This is a genomic window from Phytoactinopolyspora halotolerans (assembly GCF_010550675.1).
Lineage (GTDB): Bacteria > Actinomycetota > Actinomycetes > Jiangellales > Jiangellaceae > Phytoactinopolyspora > Phytoactinopolyspora halotolerans.
The window spans coordinates 36,641-57,025 of record NZ_JAAGOA010000032.1 but is presented as its reverse complement, the minus strand read 5'-3'; the positions used below and the strand labels follow the sequence as shown (position 1 = coordinate 57,025).

The following is a 20,385-nucleotide window of genomic DNA, read 5'->3' as shown; positions in this document are numbered from 1 at the left end:
TCGCACCGCCTAAATGATCATGTGAAGTGGGTTTTCTCGTGCCGTACCAGGTCTGCAGGCATGGTAGTGCTGGCGAAAACCCACTTCACATGATCATTTAGGACGGGGGCGGGGTCAGGTGTGGAGCTTCTCGAACAGCAGTTGAAACAGCTGGGGAGGGCGGCCGACCTTGCGAGCGCGCGCCGGCGGCATCGGCCAGGCCAGTCCCTCGTCCACCAGCATCCGCAGCGCACGGCGTGCGGTCTGCAGCCGCACGTCGAGGATCTCCGCGACCTTCTCCGCGTCGACCACATGGTTCTCTTCCGTCTCCAGCCCGCCGGCGAGCCGGGCGAGCGTCTCGGCGGCCTTCGACGACGCCCCGCCGCCCGGATGGACGACGTGCGGCTCGGGCCGCCGCTCGACCGGAAGCTGCAGGACCGCGCCGGCCGGGCCGAGCAGGAACGCGGTGTGATCGCCGGCGGCCGCCGCCTTGTCCACGGCGGTCTGCGCGTTCAGCTCCGCTTCCCGGGTGGAGTGGCCGAGCCCGATGCCCACCTCGACGTCGATGCCGAGCTCGCTCGAGATGCGCTGCACGAACGGGGCCACGGTCAGGTCGTCGGTGCCGATCCGCAACGATCCCATGGTCGTCACCACCAGGTAACTGCGCTCATCCCGGGCGAGCACAGCCGCGTCCATGGGCCGCGCCTCGCGCAGCAGCTCGCGGTAGAGGGACAGCTTGGACTCCTGGTAGGAGTAGCTGCTGGGGCCGGGGTGCGGCGGAAGCATCGACGTCGGCACCCGCACGATCACGGTGACGATGCGCGCCCCCTCCAGCTTCGCCTGACTCCCGATCAGGCCGGCCGTCTGCAGAGCGTGTCGAACCGTGGTCTCCGCCGGGGCCATGGTCAACACCGGCACCCCGGCGCTGGCGAGCGCGGCGGCCACCGTGGGCACCGTGGTCACGGCACCGGTCGTCTCACCGAGTTCGTAGCGGGTCTGGTGAAAGCCGAGGAACTCGTCTGCCGAACCGGGCCGCGAGTAGGGGAGTACCCGGACGTGCTGCGAGCTCAGGCCGATCTCCGCGTACGTGCGCATCACATCGCGCTTGGCGACCGAGTCGATGCTGATCCGCGTCGGATCGAAGACCCCGCCGAGGATCCCGCGCAGCAACGTGCCGTGTATCGCGGCGCCGTCCACCGGCACGTAGGCGGCCGGGACCGACAGGCCGCCGGTGCCGGTGACCATGTCGTACGGCAACGGGCCGGAGAACAGGCAGACATCGATCCGCGACGCGATCTTGACGAACTGCGCATGCGCGTCCGCCTCATCCGTGTACGCGGCAGCGACGAGCCGCCACCAAGACGAGCCGGTGTCACGCGCCACCGACATGATCCGCTCGATGGCTTCCGCCGCCCCCACGACGCCGATGGTCACCTCTTCCCGGGCGCCGTTCGATCCGTGCATCGCTCTCTCCCCAGCCACCCCAGCGCTCAGCGCTCCTCCCGACGACGACGAGCGTACCTCGCCGCCCGACCGTGTGATGGCCGCCCGACCGCGGACCGTGTGATGACCGCGGGTGCCTCAGCTGGTGACCGGTAGCACGGCACCGAGCAACCGCTGCGTGTACGGGTGCTGCGGCGACTCGAACAGCTGCTCCGCCGGTCCCTCCTCGACGATCCGACCCTCGGACATCACGGCGACGCGGTCGGCCAGCCGCTCCACGACGGCGAGGTTGTGCGAGATGAACAGGCAGGACAGGCCGAGCCGGTCTTGCAGGTCGCCGATGAGGGACAGGATCTGCGCCTGGATCGATACGTCGAGCGACGACGTCGGCTCGTCGCACACCAGCAGTTCCGGTTCCAGGGCCAGCGCCCGCGCAATGGCGATGCGCTGCTGCTGGCCGCCGGAGAACTGGGTCGGATACAGGTCCGCGAACCGCGGGTTGACCCCTACCAGGTCGAGCAACTCGACGGCGCGGTCTCGCCGGGACTCCTTGGTTCCGCGGCCATGTAGCCGCATGGGTTCCATGACGTTCGCGGCCGCGCTGTAGTGCGGCAGCAGTGACCCGAACGGATTCTGGAACACCATCTGCATGCGCCGACGCAGTACCCGCAACTCGCGGCCCTGCACGGAGGCCAGGTCACGCCCGTCGAAGACCACCCGGCCGGACGTGCACGGTTGCAGTCCCATCAGCAGTCTGGCCACCGTGGATTTGCCGCTGCCGCTCTCACCGACGACGCCGACGGTCTCGCCTCGGGCCACCCAGAGCGACACGTCGTCCACCGCGCGCACGTCTCCTGCTCGAGTGGAGAAGACCTTCGTGACGTTCTCCGCCCGGACGATCGCGTCCACCGTCTCCTCACCTGGGGTCACGGCCGGGGTCGTCTCAGTCATCGTCGTCTCCTGCCCGCCAGCATGCCGCTGCGCGCGTCGTGCTGATCTCGATGAGCTCCTGATCCTCGCGGCAGCGCGGTAGCTGAGCCTCGGCGCACCGCGGATGGAACGCGCATCCCACCGGCCGCCGGGCCAGGTCGGGAGGGCTGCCGGGGATCGGCGCGAGCGGCCGGTCCCGGCCGCCGACCTCGACGCTGGAGCCGAGCAGCCCGCGGGTGTACGGGTGCCGCGGGGTGTCGAGCAGGTCGCGCGTCGGCGCCCGTTCCACGACCCGGCCCGCGTACATGACGACGGCGTCGTCGCAGAAATAGCGGGCGACGCCCAGGTCGTGCGTGATCATGATGATCCCGGTGCCGCGTTCCTTCAGGCCCGCCAGCAGATCGAGGATCTGCCGCTGCACGGTGACGTCGACGGCGGTGGTCGGTTCGTCCGCGATCAGCAGCGCCGGTTGCGTGATCATGGCCATGGCGATCATCGCCCGCTGCCGCATCCCGCCGGAGAGCTGGAACGGGTAGACGCGGATCCGGCGTTCCGGCTCCGGTATGCCGACGTCGGCCAGCGCCTGCACCGCGCGCTTCTTCGCTTCCGCCTTGCCGCAGATGCCGTGCCAGAGCAGGTGCTCGGTGAGCTGGCGTTCCAGGGTGAGCGTGGGGTTCATCGCCTCCATGGCGTTCTGGAACACCATGCCGATGTCCCGTCCCCGCACCCGGCGCATGTCCCGCGCGGATAGCGTCAGCAGGTCTCGCCCCTGGAACCGGGCGGTGCCGGCGGTGGTGCGAGCGGTGCGCGGGAGGAGCCGGAGCACCGTGCGCATCGTCACGCTCTTGCCGCTCCCGCTCTCGCCGACGATCGCCAGTGCGCGCCCGGGTGCGATGTCGAAGCTGACGCCGTCGACGGCGCGCAGCGGCTCACCCTGTTCCCGCCGGAACTCCGTGTGCAGGTCGGCCACGTGCAGCAACGGTTCCGTCGCCGTCGGTGCCGTGGCGCCGTCTCGTGGTTCGGTCATCGTCATCGTTGATCTCCACGCGGGTCGAACGCGTCGCGCACTCCGTCACCGACCCAGGTGAACGCGAGCAACGCCAGCGCGAACACGGCGGCCGGGGCGAGAAGCATATGCGGTGCGGAGAGCAGGTAGCGGGTGCCCTCGGAGATCATGCCTCCCCACGACGGAGTGGGCGGCTGGACCCCGAGGCCCAGCAGGCCGAGCCCCGCCTCCGCCGCGATCGCGGCCGGGATGGCGAAACTGGTGGTCACCAGCATCGGGCCGATCGCGTTCGGCAGGATGTACCGCACCGCGATGGTCGGACCGGACGCGCCCATCGCGCGCGCCGCCTCGACATACTCCCGTTGTTTGATGGCCAGTACCTGGGCGCGGACCAGCCGGGCCTGGGTCACCCATCCGGCGATGCCGATCGCGACGATCAGCGCGAAGATGCTCCGTCCGAGCACAGCGACCATGACGATGGCGAACAGATAACTGGGAAAGGCGTACATCACGTCGGTGAACGCCATCAGCCCCTGCTCCATCCGGCCACCGCGGTAGCCCGCGGCGAGGCCGACCGCCAGCGCGCACACCAGCGCCAGCAGCTCGGCGCCGAACGCCACGATCAACGCCGTGCGCAGGCCGTAGATGGTGCGGCTGAGGATGTCACGGCCGAGTTGGTCGGTGCCGAGCAGGTGACCGTCCGCGCCGACCCCGACCAGTTGACTGCCGTAGTCGGTGGCCGAGTAATGGTACGGCGCGATCCACGGCGCCGCGGCGGCCACGACGACGAGCACCCCGCAGAAGACCAGGCTGATCAGAGCCAGCCGGTTCCGCCGGAACCGGTCCCAGGCCTTGGCCCAGGGACCTCGGGCCCGCAGAGTCCCTAGCTGGTCTGCGGCGCCGTCGCGGTGACCGTCGTCGTCGGTGGTCAGGCCGGTTGGGTCGAGACTTTCCGCGGTCGCGATCGTCCCCACCCCCCTTCAGCTCGGATGCGTGGGTCGAGGAAGCCGTAGGTGAGGTCGACCAGCAGGTTCATCACCATGATGATCAGCGCGAAGAACAGCACGGTCCCCATCAGCAGCGGCATGTCCCGGCTGGCGGCGGCGGTGGCCGCGTAGTAGCCGAGCCCGGGGATCCGGAACAGCGCCTCGACGAAGACGGTGCCGGTCATCAGCGCCGCGAGCAGCGGACCCACCACCGTCACCAGCGGGATCAGTGAGTTCCGCAGCGCATGCCGGAGGATGACGGTCCGGTACGGGCCACCCTTGGCCAGGGCGGCCGTCACGTATTCCTCCCGGAGCGTCTCCAGCATGCTGGACCGCACGTACCGGGCCAGGACGGCGGCGGGACCGAGGGAGAGCGCCACAACCGGAAGAACGACGTGGTCCAGCGTGCTCCACCCGCTCGACGGGAACCACCCCAGGTACGCGGTGAAGACGATGATCAGAAAGGCTGCGATGAGGTAATTCGGCAGTGCGTGGCCGAGCGTCACCAGGAACATGGTGGTGTGGTCGGACTTGGAGTTCTGCCGCAGCGCGGCGTACACACCGGCCGGGATCGCGATGAGCAACGCCAGCAGCACCGCGAGCACCGCCAGCGTCGCCGAGACCGGGAACGCGGATTCGATGATGTCCTCGACGGCACGCCCCGCGTACCGGTACGAGGGGCCCATGTCCCAGGTGACCACACCCTGCATGAAGGTGAGGTACTGCTCGACCACCGGTGTGCCCTCGCCATAGCGCGCCTGTGTCTCGGCCAGCATGGATTCCGTGCCGGTACCGGCGATGCTGGTGGCGCCGCTGGTCACGCGCTGGATGTCGGCGAAGTTGCCGGGCGCCAGCTGGAGCAGGCCGAAGGTGATGATGGAGACCGCTATCAGCGACAGTGCCAGGCGCCCGGCACGACTCCCGAGATACCGCAACAAGCCCATGCGCGCACCTCCCGCCGATCAGGCTTCGAGCCCGAGCGGCTTGAGGTAGAAGAAGTCCGGGTACCTGCGCAATTGCATCCCGGTGACGGTGGGCCGCACCGCGAAGAAGGAGGACAGCCACACCACGGCGAAATAGAGGAACTCCTCCTCTCGGACCCGGGCAGCCTCCAGGTACAGCTGCCGTCTGGCCTCGTCGTCGAGTTCTTCGGTGGCCTGCGCCACCAGGTCCGCCATCTGCTTGGAGCCCTCGGACGCGTGCTCGTCGATCAGGGCGGTCAGCTGCTGTGCCTTTTCTTCCCCGCCGAGGTCCTCGTCCGCTTCGATCTGTTGGTATTCGCGCCAGACCTCTCCCGGCAGGCTGAACTTCTGGATATCCGCCGGAGACCACAGCGCGCCGACGTAAGTGGGCAGCGTCGGTAGCCCGGCGAAGGTTCCCCAGTAGTAGCCGATGTAGTCGCCTTCTTGGACGGCCCAGCGTCGTTCGACGTAGACGCCGGCCTCGACCCGGTCATTGAGTGCGTCGATGCCGAGCCGGTTCTTCCACTGGTCGATCACCGCGTCCACCACTGGTGAATCCGCTCCGTGCAGGATGCGCACCTGGGGAAGTCCATCGCCGTCGGGATACCCGGCGTCGGCGAGCAACTGTTTCGCCTCGTCCAGGTTCTCCTCGACCGCCAGGCTCTCGTCCCAACCCGCAACCTGATCGTGCGGCAGCGACAGGCCGGGCCGGCCGCCGGGCAGCACGCTGGCGAGGGTGGCCCGGTCCAGGGAGAGGGACAGGGCTCTGCGCACGCGCACGTCTTCGAGGGCCGGGTGCTCGCTGCGCAGCTTCGCCAGATATCCCACGCTGTACGTGTCGATCTCTTGCAGGTGGTCGGACAGCTCCGGGTCCTGCTGGAAGCGGAGCACATCCGCCGCCTCGATCGGCAGGATGTCGGTCTCGTTGTTCTCGTACGGCACGGTCAGAGTTCCCGCGCTGGCACCGGGGTCCACCTGTTGGATGTCGATCGCATCGAGCGTCACGGCTTCCCGATCCCAATACTCCTCGTTCGGCGACAGTCCGATGCTGGAGTTGGCGACGAAGCTGTCCACCGCGTAGGGGCCGTTGGAGATGAAGTTGGGCGGCACCTGCCACTCGTCCGGCATCTCGTCGACACTGTCCATATGTAGCGGCAACAGCGCGGGGTGGGTCATGGCCAGCAGGAAGTCCGGGTTCGGGCTCTCCAGAGTCAGGACGAGTTCGTGGTCGCCGGTGGCTTGGACCCCGACGTCGGACCAGTCTTCCGTCGCACCACCGAGATAGGCGAGTGCGCCCTTGATGCCGGTGGTGGCCTGGTACGAGTTCTGCCCGAGCGTGGTGCCGCCGGCGCCGCCGCTGCTGGGCGTGAGCAGCCGCTGGTAGGTGCGCTCGAAGTCCTGCGCGGTGACAGGATCGCCGTTGGACCACTTCGCGTCTTGCCGGATATGGAAGGTGTAGGTCAGCGCGTCGTCGGAGACGTCCCAGCTCTCCGCGGTGGCGGGAACGACGTCGGTGCCTTCCTCGTTCTGGACCACCAAGCCTTCTAGGATGCCCCGGGTCAGGATCCACATGCCATTGGTGATGATCTGCGGGTCGAGCACCTCAACCGGGACGAAGGTCATCCGCAATACCTTGGCACCGCCGCCATCACCTCCTCCTCCGTCGCCGTCCGTGTCCGCGGCGGGCGATCCGTCGTCCTCACCTGTGAGGCCGCAACCGGACAGTGTCCATCCGCCGCCGACGGCGAGTCCGACCAGGCCGGAGACGCGCAGAAACTCTCGTCGGGTTGCGCCGGGCCATGGCTTGAGGCTCGAGTTCTCGCCTGCTCCCATCGGTGCACCTCTTCCTTCACGGGTGTCGCACCGCTGCAAGGTACGACACTGGGCGGCAACCTTGTTGCAATATTTTCGGCTGCCCGATGGCTAAATTTGTAGCTGGACTTTATTTCTGTACCTGGAACGATGTCAACGCCCTCCGGGAAACAAAATGGTCTCGGCGGCTCCGTATGACTGATTCTGCTGGGCGACGGCGGCCGCTCGACTGGGCTACACCCGGACTCCATACGCCGAGAACAACGTCAACCGAGGCCAGCCATGCGGCGTATGCCGCGCCAGGGGGCCGGCCCGCGCAGAGAAGCGAGTCGCTCGGACATTGACATCGGCATGACCCGCCTATACGGTCATGCTTCAACATCGTTTCTTACAGGCCGAAATTATCACTCCAGCTCACGTAGCGGCCGAGTGGCGCCGCGGCGTTCCGGAGGGAGGACGTGATCGTGGCCAGATCGAGACGGCTCGACGACGTCGCCGACGGAATGCCGGACCAGTGGCAGACGACATGCCGACCATGAGCCCCGCCCGATAGCACGCTCCACTCCACAGCCCCTGGGAGCCTCGTCATGGACGAACCTGGAATCAGACCTGCCTGGACCCGTGGACCCCGCCGATCCCTGTGGACCCGCCGATCCGTGCTGCGAACCGCCGGACTGGCCGGCGCCACCGGCATCCTCGCCGGCATCACGCCCCACGCCGCGTTCGGCCGCTCCATGCCCGCCGTCCGCGACACCGCCGCCGATCTTCCCCACGACCCCGCGGACCGTCCGACCAAGACGGCCGCGACGTTCTATACGCCCGACAAGGTAGACGCCGCGCGGCGCAACGTCGCCGACCACGCCTGGGCGGCGAAACTCCGCGACGACGCGGTCGCCACCGCCCAGCCCTACCTCGACGCCGGTGACGACTGGCTGTGGGCATTACCCACGGGCCAGGGGCTGCCCCGCAGCTACGCCGTCAACCAAGACCTGGGTTCGCCGATCACCGGGCAGGACATCTACCAGTACGGCAATTACCCGTGGCGGATGGACGTCTTCGAGCAGCCGTGGAAGCTGACCGACCCGTCCAGCGACTACGTCTTCCCCACCAACGACTTCGGCGCCTTCTACCGCAGCGGACTGAACGAGCGCGGCGAGTTCGACCGTTCGCTCGCCGACGAGAGCCTGCTGGTCAACGAGCTCTACCCGGAGCGAGGCGAGACGTGGGGCGTCGACGACGGCTTCGGCTGGATCGACGACAACGGTGACAATTGGACGTTCATCGCCTACTACGTCCACTGGGCGCTCTGGTACAACGTGCTCGACGGCGGAGGGCTGACCAGCGGCATCAGGGCACTGCGCGATGCGTACCTCTACACCGGCGAACCCCGGTACGCCAGGGCCGGGTTGATCCTGCTGGACCGGGTCGCCGACCTGTACCCGTCCATGGACACCGAGCCGTACAAACGCGAGGACGGCTACTTCCACTCCGATGGGCTCAGCGGCAACGGCCGGGTGGTCGGCTGCATCTGGGAGACCGGGCTGATCCGCGACTACATCTACGCCTACGACGCGTTCTTCCCGGCCATCGCCGACGCCGACACGGCCGACGTCGTCCCGTTCCTCCGGGACAAGGCGCAGGAGCACGGGCTGCCGCCCAAGGAGTCGGTGGATGACATCCGGCTGAATGTGGAGAACGGCGTGCTGCGCGAGACCTGTAAAGGCGTACTCAGCGCGAAGATCTTCGGCAACTTCGGCATGCACCAGCACACCCTCGCCGCGGCCGCCGTCGTCCTCGATGATCCGGACGCCTCCCCGGCGTGGATCGACTTCGTCTTCGCCAGCGGCGGCCGGGTCAGGGATCCGGAGTACCACGTCACCGGCGGCGCCTTCTACCAGACCCTGGTGGACAAGGTCGACCGGGACGGATCCGGAGACGAGGGTGCCCCAGGCTACAACCGGCTGTGGATCGGCCACGTCCAGAGCGTCGCCGACGTGCTGGCCGGCTACACCCGTTATCCGCAAGCCGACCTCTACGAGCATCCCAAGTACAGCAAGATGTTCCAGATGCGCTACCGGCTGCCGATGCTCGGGGCTTACACCCCGTCGATTGGCGACTCCGGGCAGACCGGCAAGCCGGGCCTGTTCGGCTCGACGAACGACCACGTCGCCGCGTTCGAGCGCTACGGCGACATCGAGCATGCGCAGCTCGCCTACATCGTCGGCGACGGCGACGTGGACCAGCTCTACAGCGACGTCTTCGCTCTCGATGTCTCCGGCACCCAGGAGCGCATCGCCGACGCCATCGCCGAGCACGGTACGCTCGACCTCCCCAGTGAGAACCTCACCGGATTCGGCTTCGCGGCGCTCCGGGCGGGAGACCCCGAACACGCCCGGGCTGCCTGGATCTACTACGGCCGCAGCGGCGGCCACGGGCACCGGGGCACCCTCAACCTCGGGCTCTACGGATACGGCGTGGACCTGGCGCCGGACCTCGGATACCCCGAGTACGCGGACAACGGTGCCCGGCGGCACGAGTGGACCGCTAACACCATCGCGCACAACACGGTGGTGGTCGATGCCGCACCACAGGGCCTCCAATGGGTGTCGATCCCGCGTGGGTTCGGCGCCACGGATCGCGTCCAGATGGTCGACATCGCGGCGCCTCGCGTGTACCCGCAGACCAGCGTCTATCGGCGGGTGACGGCGCAGGTCGCGGTGAACGCGGCGAACTCCTACACGGTGGACGTGTTCCGCGTCGTCGGCGGGCGTGACCACCGGTTCAGCTTCCACGCGGCGGAGGGCGCCGCCACCGCCGACGGGCTGGCACTGGTGCCGCAGGCCGGTGCGGCAGGGCGGATCACCTATCCGTGGCGCACACCGTCCCGCGCGGGCGATTACGGTGCGTTGACGCAGGAGATCACGGTCGAGGCCGCCGAATCGCATCAATTGGCGGTCCGGGTGCGCGACGACTACACCGGCGGCACAGCCGGGTACCACGTCATCCAGGTGCTCATCGACGACGCCGTCGTCGCCGAGCGAGACGTCGCCGGCGGTGGCGAGTGGGCGGAGCTCACCGCCGATGTCACGGAGCAGCTCGCCGGCAAGACGACGGCCACCCTGACGCTTCGCGTCTACGAGAAGCGCGGTGTCGGCAACTTCGGCGTGATGGTCCTCTTCGACGATGTCTCCCTCACCGGGGCCACCGTCGAGAACGGTGGCTTCGAGGACCCGGACTCCACCGCCTGGCAGGTCGATTCGAATTCGGACCACTTCGCCGTCGACGCCCGGGTCGAGGGGAGCTACGCGGGGCCGGGCATCGCACCGCCACCGCCGGAGGCGCCGCAACGCCCGGGCGTCAACGGATTCGATTGGTTGGGCAATGTCGAGCGGGACGAGGCCCCGCCGTCGGCGTTCAGCGTCGACTGGTCCGTCGTCGACACCTATGACGTCGGCGCGCCGGAGGACCTGCATCTGCGCATGCACGCGCTGCACGATGCGGACGATGTCGCGCTGGCCGACGGTGTCCCACCACGCAACAAGCCCGGAAACCCGGAGTCACTGCGCTACGTGATCTCGCACCGGCACTCAGAGGAGGAGCTGGTGAGCCAGTTCATCTCCGTGCTGGAGCCGTACGTCGGCACCGCGAGCATCGCGGCGGTCGAGCGCGTGGAGGTGACCGCGATCGACGGCGCCGTGGCCGACCACGAGGTCGCGGCCGTCAAGGTCGACCTGGCCGACGGCCGCACCGACTACGTGATCAGCTGTGCCCGGCCGGATGTCAAGCTCCGCGTGGACGGCCGGTTCACCTTCCGCGGCGCGTTCGGTGTATGCTCCTGGCGCGATGGCGCCGTCGAGTACGGCTTCACGCACGGCGCCGACGAGCTGGCCGGGATCCCGGCGCTGTCGGACCGGCCGGCGGCGCTGACCGGCACGCTGGAGGACTTCACCACCGAGCTGAGCCACACGAACCTGCTCACGGTCGAGCTGGACAACCTCTCCGATCTGCGCGGCGGTTACCCGGGCGTGCTTGCCGGTGCGGACGTCTACGTCGAGAACGACGGCGAGCGCAACGCCGTCTACCGCATCCGCGGCGTGCGCCCGAGGAAGGGAAACCGCGTGGTACTCGACATCGGCGACGTCACCCTGATCCGCGGCTATGTCGATCCCGAGGACTTCGAGCAGGGATTCCGTTACGACGTCGAACGCGGTGCCCGGGTGTCCATACCGCTGACCCGCGAGTGGTCGGCGGCCTGAAACGAAGCGAGGAAGCGTCACGTCCACGCTGCGACGAGATCTTCGGGGTCGAACGACGCGAGTCCGTCGACTGTCACGCCGCTGCGTGAGACAGCGAGGAGGGGCGTGTGCTCCTCGGCTCCCGGCAAGCGACCCCGGTGCAGGGCTAGCTCGCCCAGGTCGTGAAGATCGAACGGGCGTTGGTCGAGCCACTTGATCGAGCCGACGAAGTATATGTGCGTGGCGACGGGGCCACGGTCCGCGCCCACGATGTCGATCTCGACGTCGTTGGAACGTGTCCAATAGGCTCCGACCTCGGCTGCTGCCGGTATGCCCTGGGCGGGCAGGAGCCGTGCCAGCGACTTCCGGACGAGGGGCTCGACAGCGCGACCGCGCCACGTCGTCCAATGCCGGCGGACGCGTTCCAGTGCCAGATCCGGACGGCGCCGCTCGATCAGGCTCAGGTTCGGCTCGATGAAGGTGAACCAGAACTGGAGGTAGGGATCCGATACGCGATAACGACGCTCCTTGGATGGCCGGTTGGATAGTGGGAGATCAGCATCGACGATGCGTTTGCTGCGAAGAAGGTCAAGGGCGCGGTTGAGTGACATCTGTGGGATGTCGCCGGCAGCACGCGCGATATTGGTGAATGTGCGTTCGCCGCTGCCGATCGCTCCTAGTACGTGTCGGGCTTGCAGTGAGGGTGGGAACTCCGCGGCGAGGACTCGCTCGGCCGAGACAAGCAGCGCGGACAGCGGGTTGCTCAGGGCGCTCTCGAGATAGTCCCAGGGCGTCGCTCCTCGCTCCCACTCTGCGCAGATCAGGGGGAGCCCTCCGGTGACGAGCGTCGCATCGAAGGCGTCCGCCGCGTCGAGTTCCAGCATTCGAGCAACATCCGCGGGATTCAGCGGCCCGACGACCATTTCGCGGCCCCGTTGGTGGAACGGGCGATCGTACTGGTTCAGAGCCTCCATCATTCCCAGGTCGGAGCCGACCAGAATCAGCAGAACGGGCTTGCGGCTGAGCTCCCTGTCCCAGGCCTTCTGAAGTATGCCTTCGAACGCATCTACCTGGTCGATCAGGTAGGGGAGTTCGTCGATGACGACCACGGTCGGTTGGTCGTCGGGAAGAACCAGAGCCAGGGTTTGGAAGGCTCCGCTCCAGTCGTGAGGGGCGATGGCGCTGGCAAGGCCGCGTTGGTCGACGCCGGAGTCAACAACCGTGCGCCAGAATGACCCGAGCTCGTCCTCGGCGGATCGCCGCTCGGCTGTGAAGAAGACCGCGGGAACATCGGCTCGACGGAGAAACTCCTCCACCAGGCTCGACTTGCCAATCCGTCGGCGGCCGCGCATCTGGACACACTGTCCGGGTTCGCGGCCGCCGACAGCATCTCGCACCTGGTCGAAAAGCCAGGAAAGCTGACTCAGCTCGTCATCGCGGCCGACGAAGTCGATCACACCGCCTCCGTTCGAAGGGTCAGAGACTAACGTTTAAGATACTATCATCAACGTTAGTAACTTGATGTGACGTGGGGTGAGCCTGCGGACGCGTCCTTGGCGAGCAGCCGTCGGTGTGTGCGCTCGACATCCTGTGCGGTCACCGGATCGCCGTTGGGTCAGAGGTGAGGCGCTCCTCCTCGTGCTGGCCCTGTCCGTCAAGCCTGGCTGCCCTAGGCGGCCGGCCGGCGGTGAGGAGATTCGAGATCGATGAGTAGCAACAGAGCTCGGGCGATGTGGAAGGGATCCTTCACGGGGAGCGCCACCGTGCGGTCCAGTGGCGCCCCCGCCCGGTCCCGGATCTGGATCCATTCCTGGCCTGGGCCCGCCGGGAAGACCGAGAACGTGTAGCGCGCCAGGCGTTCATGCCACCGACTCAGGTCGGCGTCTCCGTAAGTGGTGGAGAGCAGCGCCGTGGTGTACAAAGCCTCCGCATGCGGCCACCACAGTTTGGTGTCCCACGTCTCGGTCACCAGTCGTTCGTACGGGTCGTCCAGCAGCCGACCACGTGGGGGACCGCCGTCGGCGTCGGCGTATCGCAACAGCCCGCCATGCTCGTCGTCCCAGCCGAGTGCGAGCGACCGGCGAGCCGATTCGCATATCCACTCCGGCCCCAGCTCCGCGTCCGTCAACGCCTGTGCGGCGGCCGGGACGGCGTTGATCGCGTGTACCAGGAACCACAGACACTCCAGCGCATGCCCGGGCGCCCGGTGGCGCGCCAGCAGCGTGTCAGCGAACCCGTCCTGCCGGGGCGGCTGTTCGCACAAGTCGGCTCTGTCGTCCGCGTTCCGGAACCGGCCGACGAGCGTCCGTACGGCGTCGGCCGTCATCTGTGCGGAGGCGTCGGAACCCGTCGCCTGATAGACCTCGGTGGCGGTGCCGAGCTGGATCATCGGGAGCGCGAACGAGGCGAACGCCGGGTGCACGGGGTACGGGTCGGTACGTGCGGTGCCGTCGTCGATTCTTCCGGCGGCGGAAAGCAGGATCAGTTCTGCGAGCGCGCCGAGTTCCTCGTCGCGGTCGACCTGCGCCAACCGGGCGAACCCGAGCGCGACGAAGCAGTCGGCGAACACGCTTGTCGACAGCCCCGATCCCGGCGACGGTTCGAACGCCGCGCCGGTACGGTCAGTGACGTACACGGTCGAATGGTCTGGCTGCACGGCGCCCGCACGCAGGAGCCGGGCCGTGGACCGGGCTTCGGTCAGACATCGTTCGACCGTCACCGCCGATCCATCCGGCGCCGGCTCGCGTCGCATGGCATCCGCCGTCGCGGCGAGCAGCCAGACCCACCGTCCTTGTGACCAGGTGTACTTGTCGGTGGACAGGAGCCGGGAGCCGTGGTTGTCCCAGCAGGTGAAGACCCCGCCGTACTGGTCGTCGGGTCCCCGCGTGAGCCACCACGCCAGGACGTCGTCGAAGAGATGCTTCCGTAGGTCCACGTCACGCTTCCGATCTGCCTTCGATGCTGGTGTACCTCATCCGACGACGACCGGCCCGCTGCGCCACGGCACGACACAGTGGTCATGATCCGGTACCGGGCGCCACGGCCACTCGTGTCGCCGGACCACGTCGGCCATCCAGAGACAATTATGAGCACATGCTAATCGCAAAATAATGCGTCCAAAAGATTGACGCGCTCGAAACGGTGCCCGATGATGTCGCTCAGTCGGGCCGAAACGATCGGGAAGCGGTGACGCTCATGAACGACCGAAGCCGGCACACATCGCACGACACACCAGCGAAACGCCAGGGCGGCACAACGCGACGGACATTCCTGGGGCGTGCGCTGGGCGTCGGCGCAGCCTCCCTGGGCGCGACCGTTGCCCCAGCTCTCGGCGCGCTCAGCCTGCCCGGAACGCGCCCGCAGGCCGCCTCGGCGGCTGGAGGCGGCGAATACGACTCCGTGACCCGCGAGGCGTTCGACCGCCTCGACCAGTCCTTCAACGACGGGCACGGCTGGAAGGACGAGACGAACGACAAAGACAGCTCGGGGCTCAGCGGGAAGCTCGCCTGGGGAGAGGCATACCTCTTGCAGGGGTATGCGCTCATGTACCAGACGTACCGGGACACGTATTACCTGGACAAGATGGTCGACCACATCGATCATGTCCTGGCGAACCGCGACAGTGAGCGCGGAGTCCGCGACTACCGGGGCGCCTCTCACCCCGCGTGGCGTGCGGACCACCACTACACGGTTGGCACAACCGTCGTCCCGGACACCCAGGGGCGCCCCGTTCTCCAGGTGCGCACGGCGCTCGCCTACGCCGACGACGCCGTCGCCACAGTGTCGCCGGGGTCGAGGGACGGAACGTTCCGCCTCGATGTCCGGCACCGCTTCTATGACCGGACGACGAGTTACGACAACCTCGTCCTGGATACGTCGAGCGCCGACTACGCCGTGGACCGAGTCCTGCGAGGGTTCCGGACGGAGTCGCCGGACCGGGTGCAGGTCACGCTGAAGGACCTGCGCCCAGGTGGCTCCGCCCAGGACACCGTCGCCATCGGCGATTACCAGATGACCTCGCCACCGTACGTCTTCGGTGTACACACCGGCCAGATCGCGCTCCCTCTCGTCATGTTCGCCCGGATCGTCAGGTCGGACCCGAACCTGCGAGCAAACGCCCGGTACCGCAAGCGTGCGGACACGTATCTGACCGCCGCGGAGGAAGCCGTCGCGGTTCATGATCCGGAATGGCGCGAGACCGAACTCGGCGAGGGATACTACGTCGCATCGCCTGATGCTCCTGTCTGGTGGGCGGGGATCGATCTACCGATCAACCAGTTCCTCGCACTCGGTCGAGCCACCCTGCAGTTGGCCGCGGTCACGGGCGATGCGCGCTACGTTGACCGGACGCGCGCCATGGCACGGACCCTCCACGATGATCTGACGATCACCGAGAGCGGCGCCTACGTATGGACGTACTGGTGGTCCAAGGGTCGGGTCTACAGCGGCTGGGACATCGACGACCCGGCCTCGCAGTACCGGCCATGGTTGCCGGGGAACCAGAGTGCGGAGGATGTCAGCCACGGCCAGATCGACATGAACTTCGCGTTGGAGATGTTCCGCGACATCCCGGTGTTCGCGGGCGCGGGAGAGCCGGTCTTCACCGGAGCGGACATGGAACGCTTCGCCGCCACCTTCACCCAGAACATCGCCGTCGTCGCCGACGACGGAACCCTCACCGTGAACAGATTCATCGACGGCCGGGGACCGATCGGCCTCGAGGCGTACGAACGTCAAGCCGGTGCCTGGGCCGGCCTGACGCCGTGGGACGGCTCGATCCTCACCCACCTTCGCGACATGTTCAACGGCCACGATTACGCCGTGTTCCCGTCGACGGCCTACGACGTCGCGCGACTCAACCACGCGGCACAACCCGATGATCATGAACAGTAACCGTTCTATGTGCACGGTTACTGTTCATGATCATGGGGGCGGCGCGTCGGTGAAGGCGTGGTGGACCTTTTCCAGCGCGGCGATGACGTCGGCGACATCGTCGCCGCTGTAGTTCTCGTTCCAGGGGATCACGAGCATCCGCTCGCCGATCAGTGCCTCGGTCGCAGGGCACAGGCCGGCCTCGTAGCGCGGCGCGACGTCGGCCGGCGGCGCGGACAGCGGATAGCCCGACTCGCCGTACGTACGACGTTCCGCCAGGGCGGGCGTGAGGTAGAGCGGCCGCGGGATGTACCCGCCGACGGCCGGAACGCCTTCGGCCCGCAGCGCCTCGGCGTACCGATGCGCGTCCGCACCGGCCGCCGCCGGGTCGACGAACACCGGGTACAGCCAGTAGGTGGCCCCATCTGTCGCGCCGGTCGCCAGGCCGGGCAGGGCCTCGATCGCGGCGTTCAGCGGCTCGGCCGCCTTGCACCGGCTGTCGACCGCACCGGCGAGCTTCTTCAGCTGCTCACGAGCGACGGCCGCCTGCAACTCCGTCATGCGATAGTTCAGCCCGAGGAACAGGTGTGTGCGTTCGTCCGTGTCGCGCGGCCACGCCTTGTCCGCGAACAGCCGCGCCCGGCGGGTGAGCGCGTCGTCGGTTCCGATCGTGATGCCGCCGTCGCCCGCGGTGATGTGCTTCGACTGCTGCAGGCTGAAGCATCCCAGATGACCCACGGTGCCCGCGAGGGCACCATCCGGCGCACATCGGGTCAGGTAGGCCTGAGCGCAGTCCTCGATCAGCACCAGGCCCCGCTCGTCGGCAAGGGAGCGCAGCTCGGCGACCGGAGCGGGTTGCCCGAACAGATGGACGGCGATGATCGCCCGCGTACGAGGCGTGATCTTCTCCCGGACATGGGCGACGTCGAGGTTGCCGGTCGCCGCATCGACGTCGGCGAAGACCGGCACGGCGTTCTGGAACAGGATCGGGAGCACGGTACCGGCATCGGAGAGACCCGTCGTGATGATCTCGTCGCCGGGCTCGGGGTTCACGGCGGCGACGGCCAGGTGAATGGCCGATGTCCCGGTGCTCGACGCCACCGCATGCGGCACGCCGTAGTACTCGGCGAACTCCCGCTCGAATGCGCGCGTCTCGGCGCCTACGGTCGAGTTCAATTGTCCACTGCGGACGACGCGTTCCAGCGCGGCGACTTCCTCGTCCCCGAGCCGCCGGCCAGCGGCGTCCGACACCGACGGGAACGCGGCTGTGCGGGTCGGCGTCCCGCCATGCAGGGCGAGCGGCGGTTCGTATGGCACGAGCGGCCTCCTAGGACAGACGCACGGTCAGTGCAGAACACAATAGTCACCGGACGCCATTTTTTCTAGACTCTATTATCTATTGCCGCCTGTCTTGAATTGCTTTGACGCCAACGCGTGCCCGCGGCGTGGAGAGCGCGGCGGCGGGCAGGCGCCAAGACCTCCGGTGTGCCCGTGTTTGCGTCGAGCGTCGCAGGTGAGAAGGCGTGGCTCGGCACCGTGATCGCGCGAAGCGGCGGCAGTCGAAGGGTTGACAGTAGGCAGGTCTCCTCTTACGTTACGACCGTAACGATATGACGATCCGGCCGGACCGTAATCTCCCGATGTCATTTCCGATGGCATCCACACATCGGTCGCGTACCGCACCCGGACGCCCCTGCACCGGGGCTCCGCCCGCGCGCCACGCGGCCCGGCATGTTCGCGGTGTGCAGGCGCCGTGGACACGGAGGTGGAACGGTCATGGCTCTCTTTCGTCCTCGACCCCTGCTGAACGGCGCCCTGGCCGCCGCGGTTGGGGCCACGCTATGCCTTGTCCTGGCGATATCGGCCCCGGGGGTCGGAGCCGCGCCGCACCCATCCGAGCCGGCATCGCCCGACCCGAGTGCTGCCGGGACCTTCACCGACCTGGGGCACACGGTCACAGCGCTCACCATCATGGAAGGTGCCTACGGCCCAGGTCCGCACGGTGGTGACGCCGTCTACGCTGTGGTGGCGAGCGAGCAGGCCAAGCTGAACGTCGTCGACCCCCGCACCCGCGAGCTGATCAAGACGATCCCGTTACCCGGCGCTTCCGGCGCATGGGGCGTCACCGTCGCCAGTGACGGCAACGTCTACATCGGCACGTACTACAACGGACACCTCTACCGGTACGAGCCTGAAGCCGACCGCCTCACCGATCTCGGTCAAGCGGTCTCCGGCGAGAGATACCTCTACTCGCTCGTTCCCGGTCCGGACGGGAGCGTCTTCGGAGGGACATACTCCGGCGCCCACCTGTTCTCCTACTCACCGGCGGACGGTTTCACCGACTACGGACGGATGGACCCGGAGCAGAACTACGTCCGCTCGGTGGCGTACGACGCCGACCACGACTACGTGTTCGCCGGCATCGGAGCGCGGGCCAACCTGGTGCGGGTCGACCTCGGCACCGGTGAGCGTCAAGACTTCTTGCCCGCTGCGCTGTCCGACTACGCCGAGGTGTACGACCTCGACTACGTGGGTGGCAAGCTCTTCGTGAAGCTGCACCCTGGTCCCGCTCTCGCGGTGCTCGACCCGGTGACCGGTGAGATGCAGGACATCACGGTGGCTGCCACCGGCGAGACCGCGCAGACGGTGCCCATCGTCTCGCGCGGAACGGCACCACTCGCCCCGGACGGACGCTCGGTCTACTACACGGCCGGGGGATCGGCGCTGATGCGCTACGACCTCCCGACCAGCACGGTCCATGAGGTGCTGGTGGACGGCGAGCCGGCGGCGGTCGACGGTGCGGGGATCGGGTTCGGGTGGCTGCCGTCTCCGGACGACCCGTCACGTGAGGTGCTCTACGCCTTGGCGGGCAACTACGCGGGGCGGGCGTTCACCTACGACCCGGTGGCGGGCACGCTCGACCGGTATACGCTGCCCTTCGATCGCGTGCCGACCGACCTGTCACACCTGCACGCCGGAACGGACGGTGACGGGAAGGTCTATACCAGCGCGTACATCAATGGCGACGTCGGCGTATACGATCCGGCGACCGGACGGACGACTCAGTACCCGAGGCTCGGCCAGGCCGAGGGGTGGGCCTGGCACGGCGGCAAGCTCTACATCGGCACCTATCCTGCCGGCCGGTTACTGGAGTACGACCCGGCCCGGCCGTGGGAGGCCGGTACCAATCCCCGCGTCCTGTTCGCTCTCGAGGGCGACGAGCAGAACCGTCCGACCGCGCTTCTCGACACCGCCGGCAAGCTGTACGTCGGGACGACTCCCGGCTATGGGGAACACGGGGGAGCGTTGACGGTATACGACTTCACCACAGGCGCCCACCAGGTCCATCGCCACATCGTCCAGGACCAGACGATCTCGTCTCTGGAGGCCATCGACGGCACGCTCTTCGGTGGGTCGAGCGTCGCCGGAGGTGGAGGAACCGATCCCATCGCCACTGAGGCGAAGATCTTCACCTGGGATATCGCCACCGGTCACAAGACCGGCGAGTTCGCGCCGATCCCAGGCGCGTACAGTATCAACGCGCTGCTCGCCGGACCTGACGGAAATCTGTGGGGGCTGGCCGACGGCACGCTGTTCATCCTGGACCCGGAAACGCACGACGTCCTATACGAGACGACCATCTTCACGGGCAACGCCGGTGAGACCGACGGTGACCTCATACTCCACCCCGACGAGCACATCTACGGTCACTCCGCCGCGCGCCTGTTCCGCGTGGATCCGCTCGCCAAGACCGTCAGCGTCCTCCGGCAGGGTGGCACCCGCCGTCTGACGCTGGATCCGCGGGGTGACTTCTATTTGCTGCATACCGGTGACGGAACCAACACGAACCGGCTGTTGCGCTACCGGCCGCCGCACGACACGTGCGCCGATTCTGATGTGCGTGACCATGTGTACGCGGGAGACATCGACAGCGAGGTGCCGAACCGGTACGCGGGCGATGGGTGCACGATCAACGACCTGATCCACGATGATCGCGAGTGGCCGAACCATGGATCGTTCGTCAGGCACGTGTCGTCGCTGGCCGAGGACCTGGTCGAGCGGGGCATACTCGACGCTGCCGAAGCTGATCAGATGATCGCCGCGGCCGGGCGGTCGGACGTGGGATGAGAACCAGCGCGAGCGTGTGCCGCGCACGCTCC

12 protein-coding genes are annotated in these 20,385 nt (G+C 67.7%); 3 read left to right on the top strand and 9 right to left on the bottom strand.

The window, feature by feature from the left end:
• Positions 1-114: 114 nt before the first annotated feature.
• The 6 genes from G1H10_RS29590 to G1H10_RS29565 all read right to left on the bottom strand — a co-directional run bounded on the left by G1H10_RS29590 (position 115) and on the right by G1H10_RS29565 (position 7,139).
• Positions 115-1,443, bottom strand: coding sequence for a transcriptional regulator (locus tag G1H10_RS29590; RefSeq protein ID WP_163744769.1), 1,329 nt, complete (start codon positions 1,441-1,443; stop codon positions 115-117).
• Positions 1,444-1,560: 117 nt separating this feature from the next.
• A complete protein-coding gene (locus G1H10_RS29585) occupies positions 1,561-2,373 on the bottom strand; it encodes an ATP-binding cassette domain-containing protein (RefSeq protein WP_163744767.1) in 813 nt (270 codons plus the stop codon).
• On the bottom strand, positions 2,366-3,385 hold the full coding sequence (locus G1H10_RS29580) for an ABC transporter ATP-binding protein (RefSeq protein WP_216853793.1): 1,020 nt from the start codon (positions 3,383-3,385) through the stop codon (positions 2,366-2,368). The genes G1H10_RS29585 and G1H10_RS29580 overlap by 8 nt, the downstream gene beginning before the upstream one ends.
• Positions 3,382-4,332, bottom strand: a complete 951-nt coding sequence (locus tag G1H10_RS29575) for an ABC transporter permease (protein ID WP_216853792.1) — start codon at positions 4,330-4,332, stop codon at positions 3,382-3,384. Before G1H10_RS29575 ends, G1H10_RS29580 begins: the two co-directional genes overlap by 4 nt.
• Entirely contained in the window at positions 4,287-5,288 is a 1,002-nt protein-coding gene (locus G1H10_RS29570; RefSeq protein WP_163744764.1) for an ABC transporter permease, read from the bottom strand. Before G1H10_RS29570 ends, G1H10_RS29575 begins: the two co-directional genes overlap by 46 nt.
• A gap of 18 nt (positions 5,289-5,306) precedes the next feature.
• Positions 5,307-7,139, bottom strand: coding sequence for a peptide ABC transporter substrate-binding protein (locus G1H10_RS29565; protein WP_163744762.1), 1,833 nt, complete (start codon positions 7,137-7,139; stop codon positions 5,307-5,309).
• A gap of 566 nt (positions 7,140-7,705) precedes the next feature.
• Here G1H10_RS29565 and G1H10_RS29560 point away from each other — a divergent pair.
• Positions 7,706-11,374 carry a heparinase II/III domain-containing protein gene (locus G1H10_RS29560; RefSeq protein WP_216853791.1) on the top strand — a complete coding sequence of 1,223 codons (3,669 nt, stop codon included), beginning with the start codon at positions 7,706-7,708 and terminating at the stop codon, positions 11,372-11,374.
• A 17-nt stretch (positions 11,375-11,391) separates the two neighbouring features.
• Here G1H10_RS29560 and G1H10_RS34830 read toward each other — a convergent pair whose 3' ends face one another.
• Both G1H10_RS34830 and G1H10_RS29550 read right to left on the bottom strand, forming a co-directional pair.
• On the bottom strand, positions 11,392-12,810 hold the full coding sequence (locus G1H10_RS34830; RefSeq protein WP_163744760.1) for an ATP-binding protein: 1,419 nt from the start codon (positions 12,808-12,810) through the stop codon (positions 11,392-11,394).
• A gap of 212 nt (positions 12,811-13,022) precedes the next feature.
• Positions 13,023-14,288 (bottom strand): AGE family epimerase/isomerase, encoded by a 1,266-nt coding sequence (locus G1H10_RS29550; RefSeq protein WP_163744758.1) that lies wholly within the window; start codon positions 14,286-14,288, stop codon positions 13,023-13,025.
• Positions 14,289-14,548: 260 nt separating this feature from the next.
• Between G1H10_RS29550 and G1H10_RS29545 the strand changes: the two genes are divergently transcribed.
• A complete protein-coding gene (locus G1H10_RS29545; RefSeq protein WP_163744756.1) occupies positions 14,549-16,246 on the top strand; it encodes a hypothetical protein in 1,698 nt (565 codons plus the stop codon).
• Positions 16,247-16,276: 30 nt separating this feature from the next.
• Here G1H10_RS29545 and G1H10_RS29540 read toward each other — a convergent pair whose 3' ends face one another.
• On the bottom strand, positions 16,277-17,542 hold the full coding sequence (locus G1H10_RS29540) for a DegT/DnrJ/EryC1/StrS family aminotransferase (protein ID WP_163744754.1): 1,266 nt from the start codon (positions 17,540-17,542) through the stop codon (positions 16,277-16,279).
• A 459-nt stretch (positions 17,543-18,001) separates the two neighbouring features.
• On the opposite strand from G1H10_RS29540, the gene G1H10_RS29535 reads away from it, so the two are divergent.
• A complete protein-coding gene (locus G1H10_RS29535; protein WP_163744753.1) occupies positions 18,002-20,353 on the top strand; it encodes a PQQ-binding-like beta-propeller repeat protein in 2,352 nt (783 codons plus the stop codon).
• Positions 20,354-20,385 lie beyond the last annotated feature (32 nt).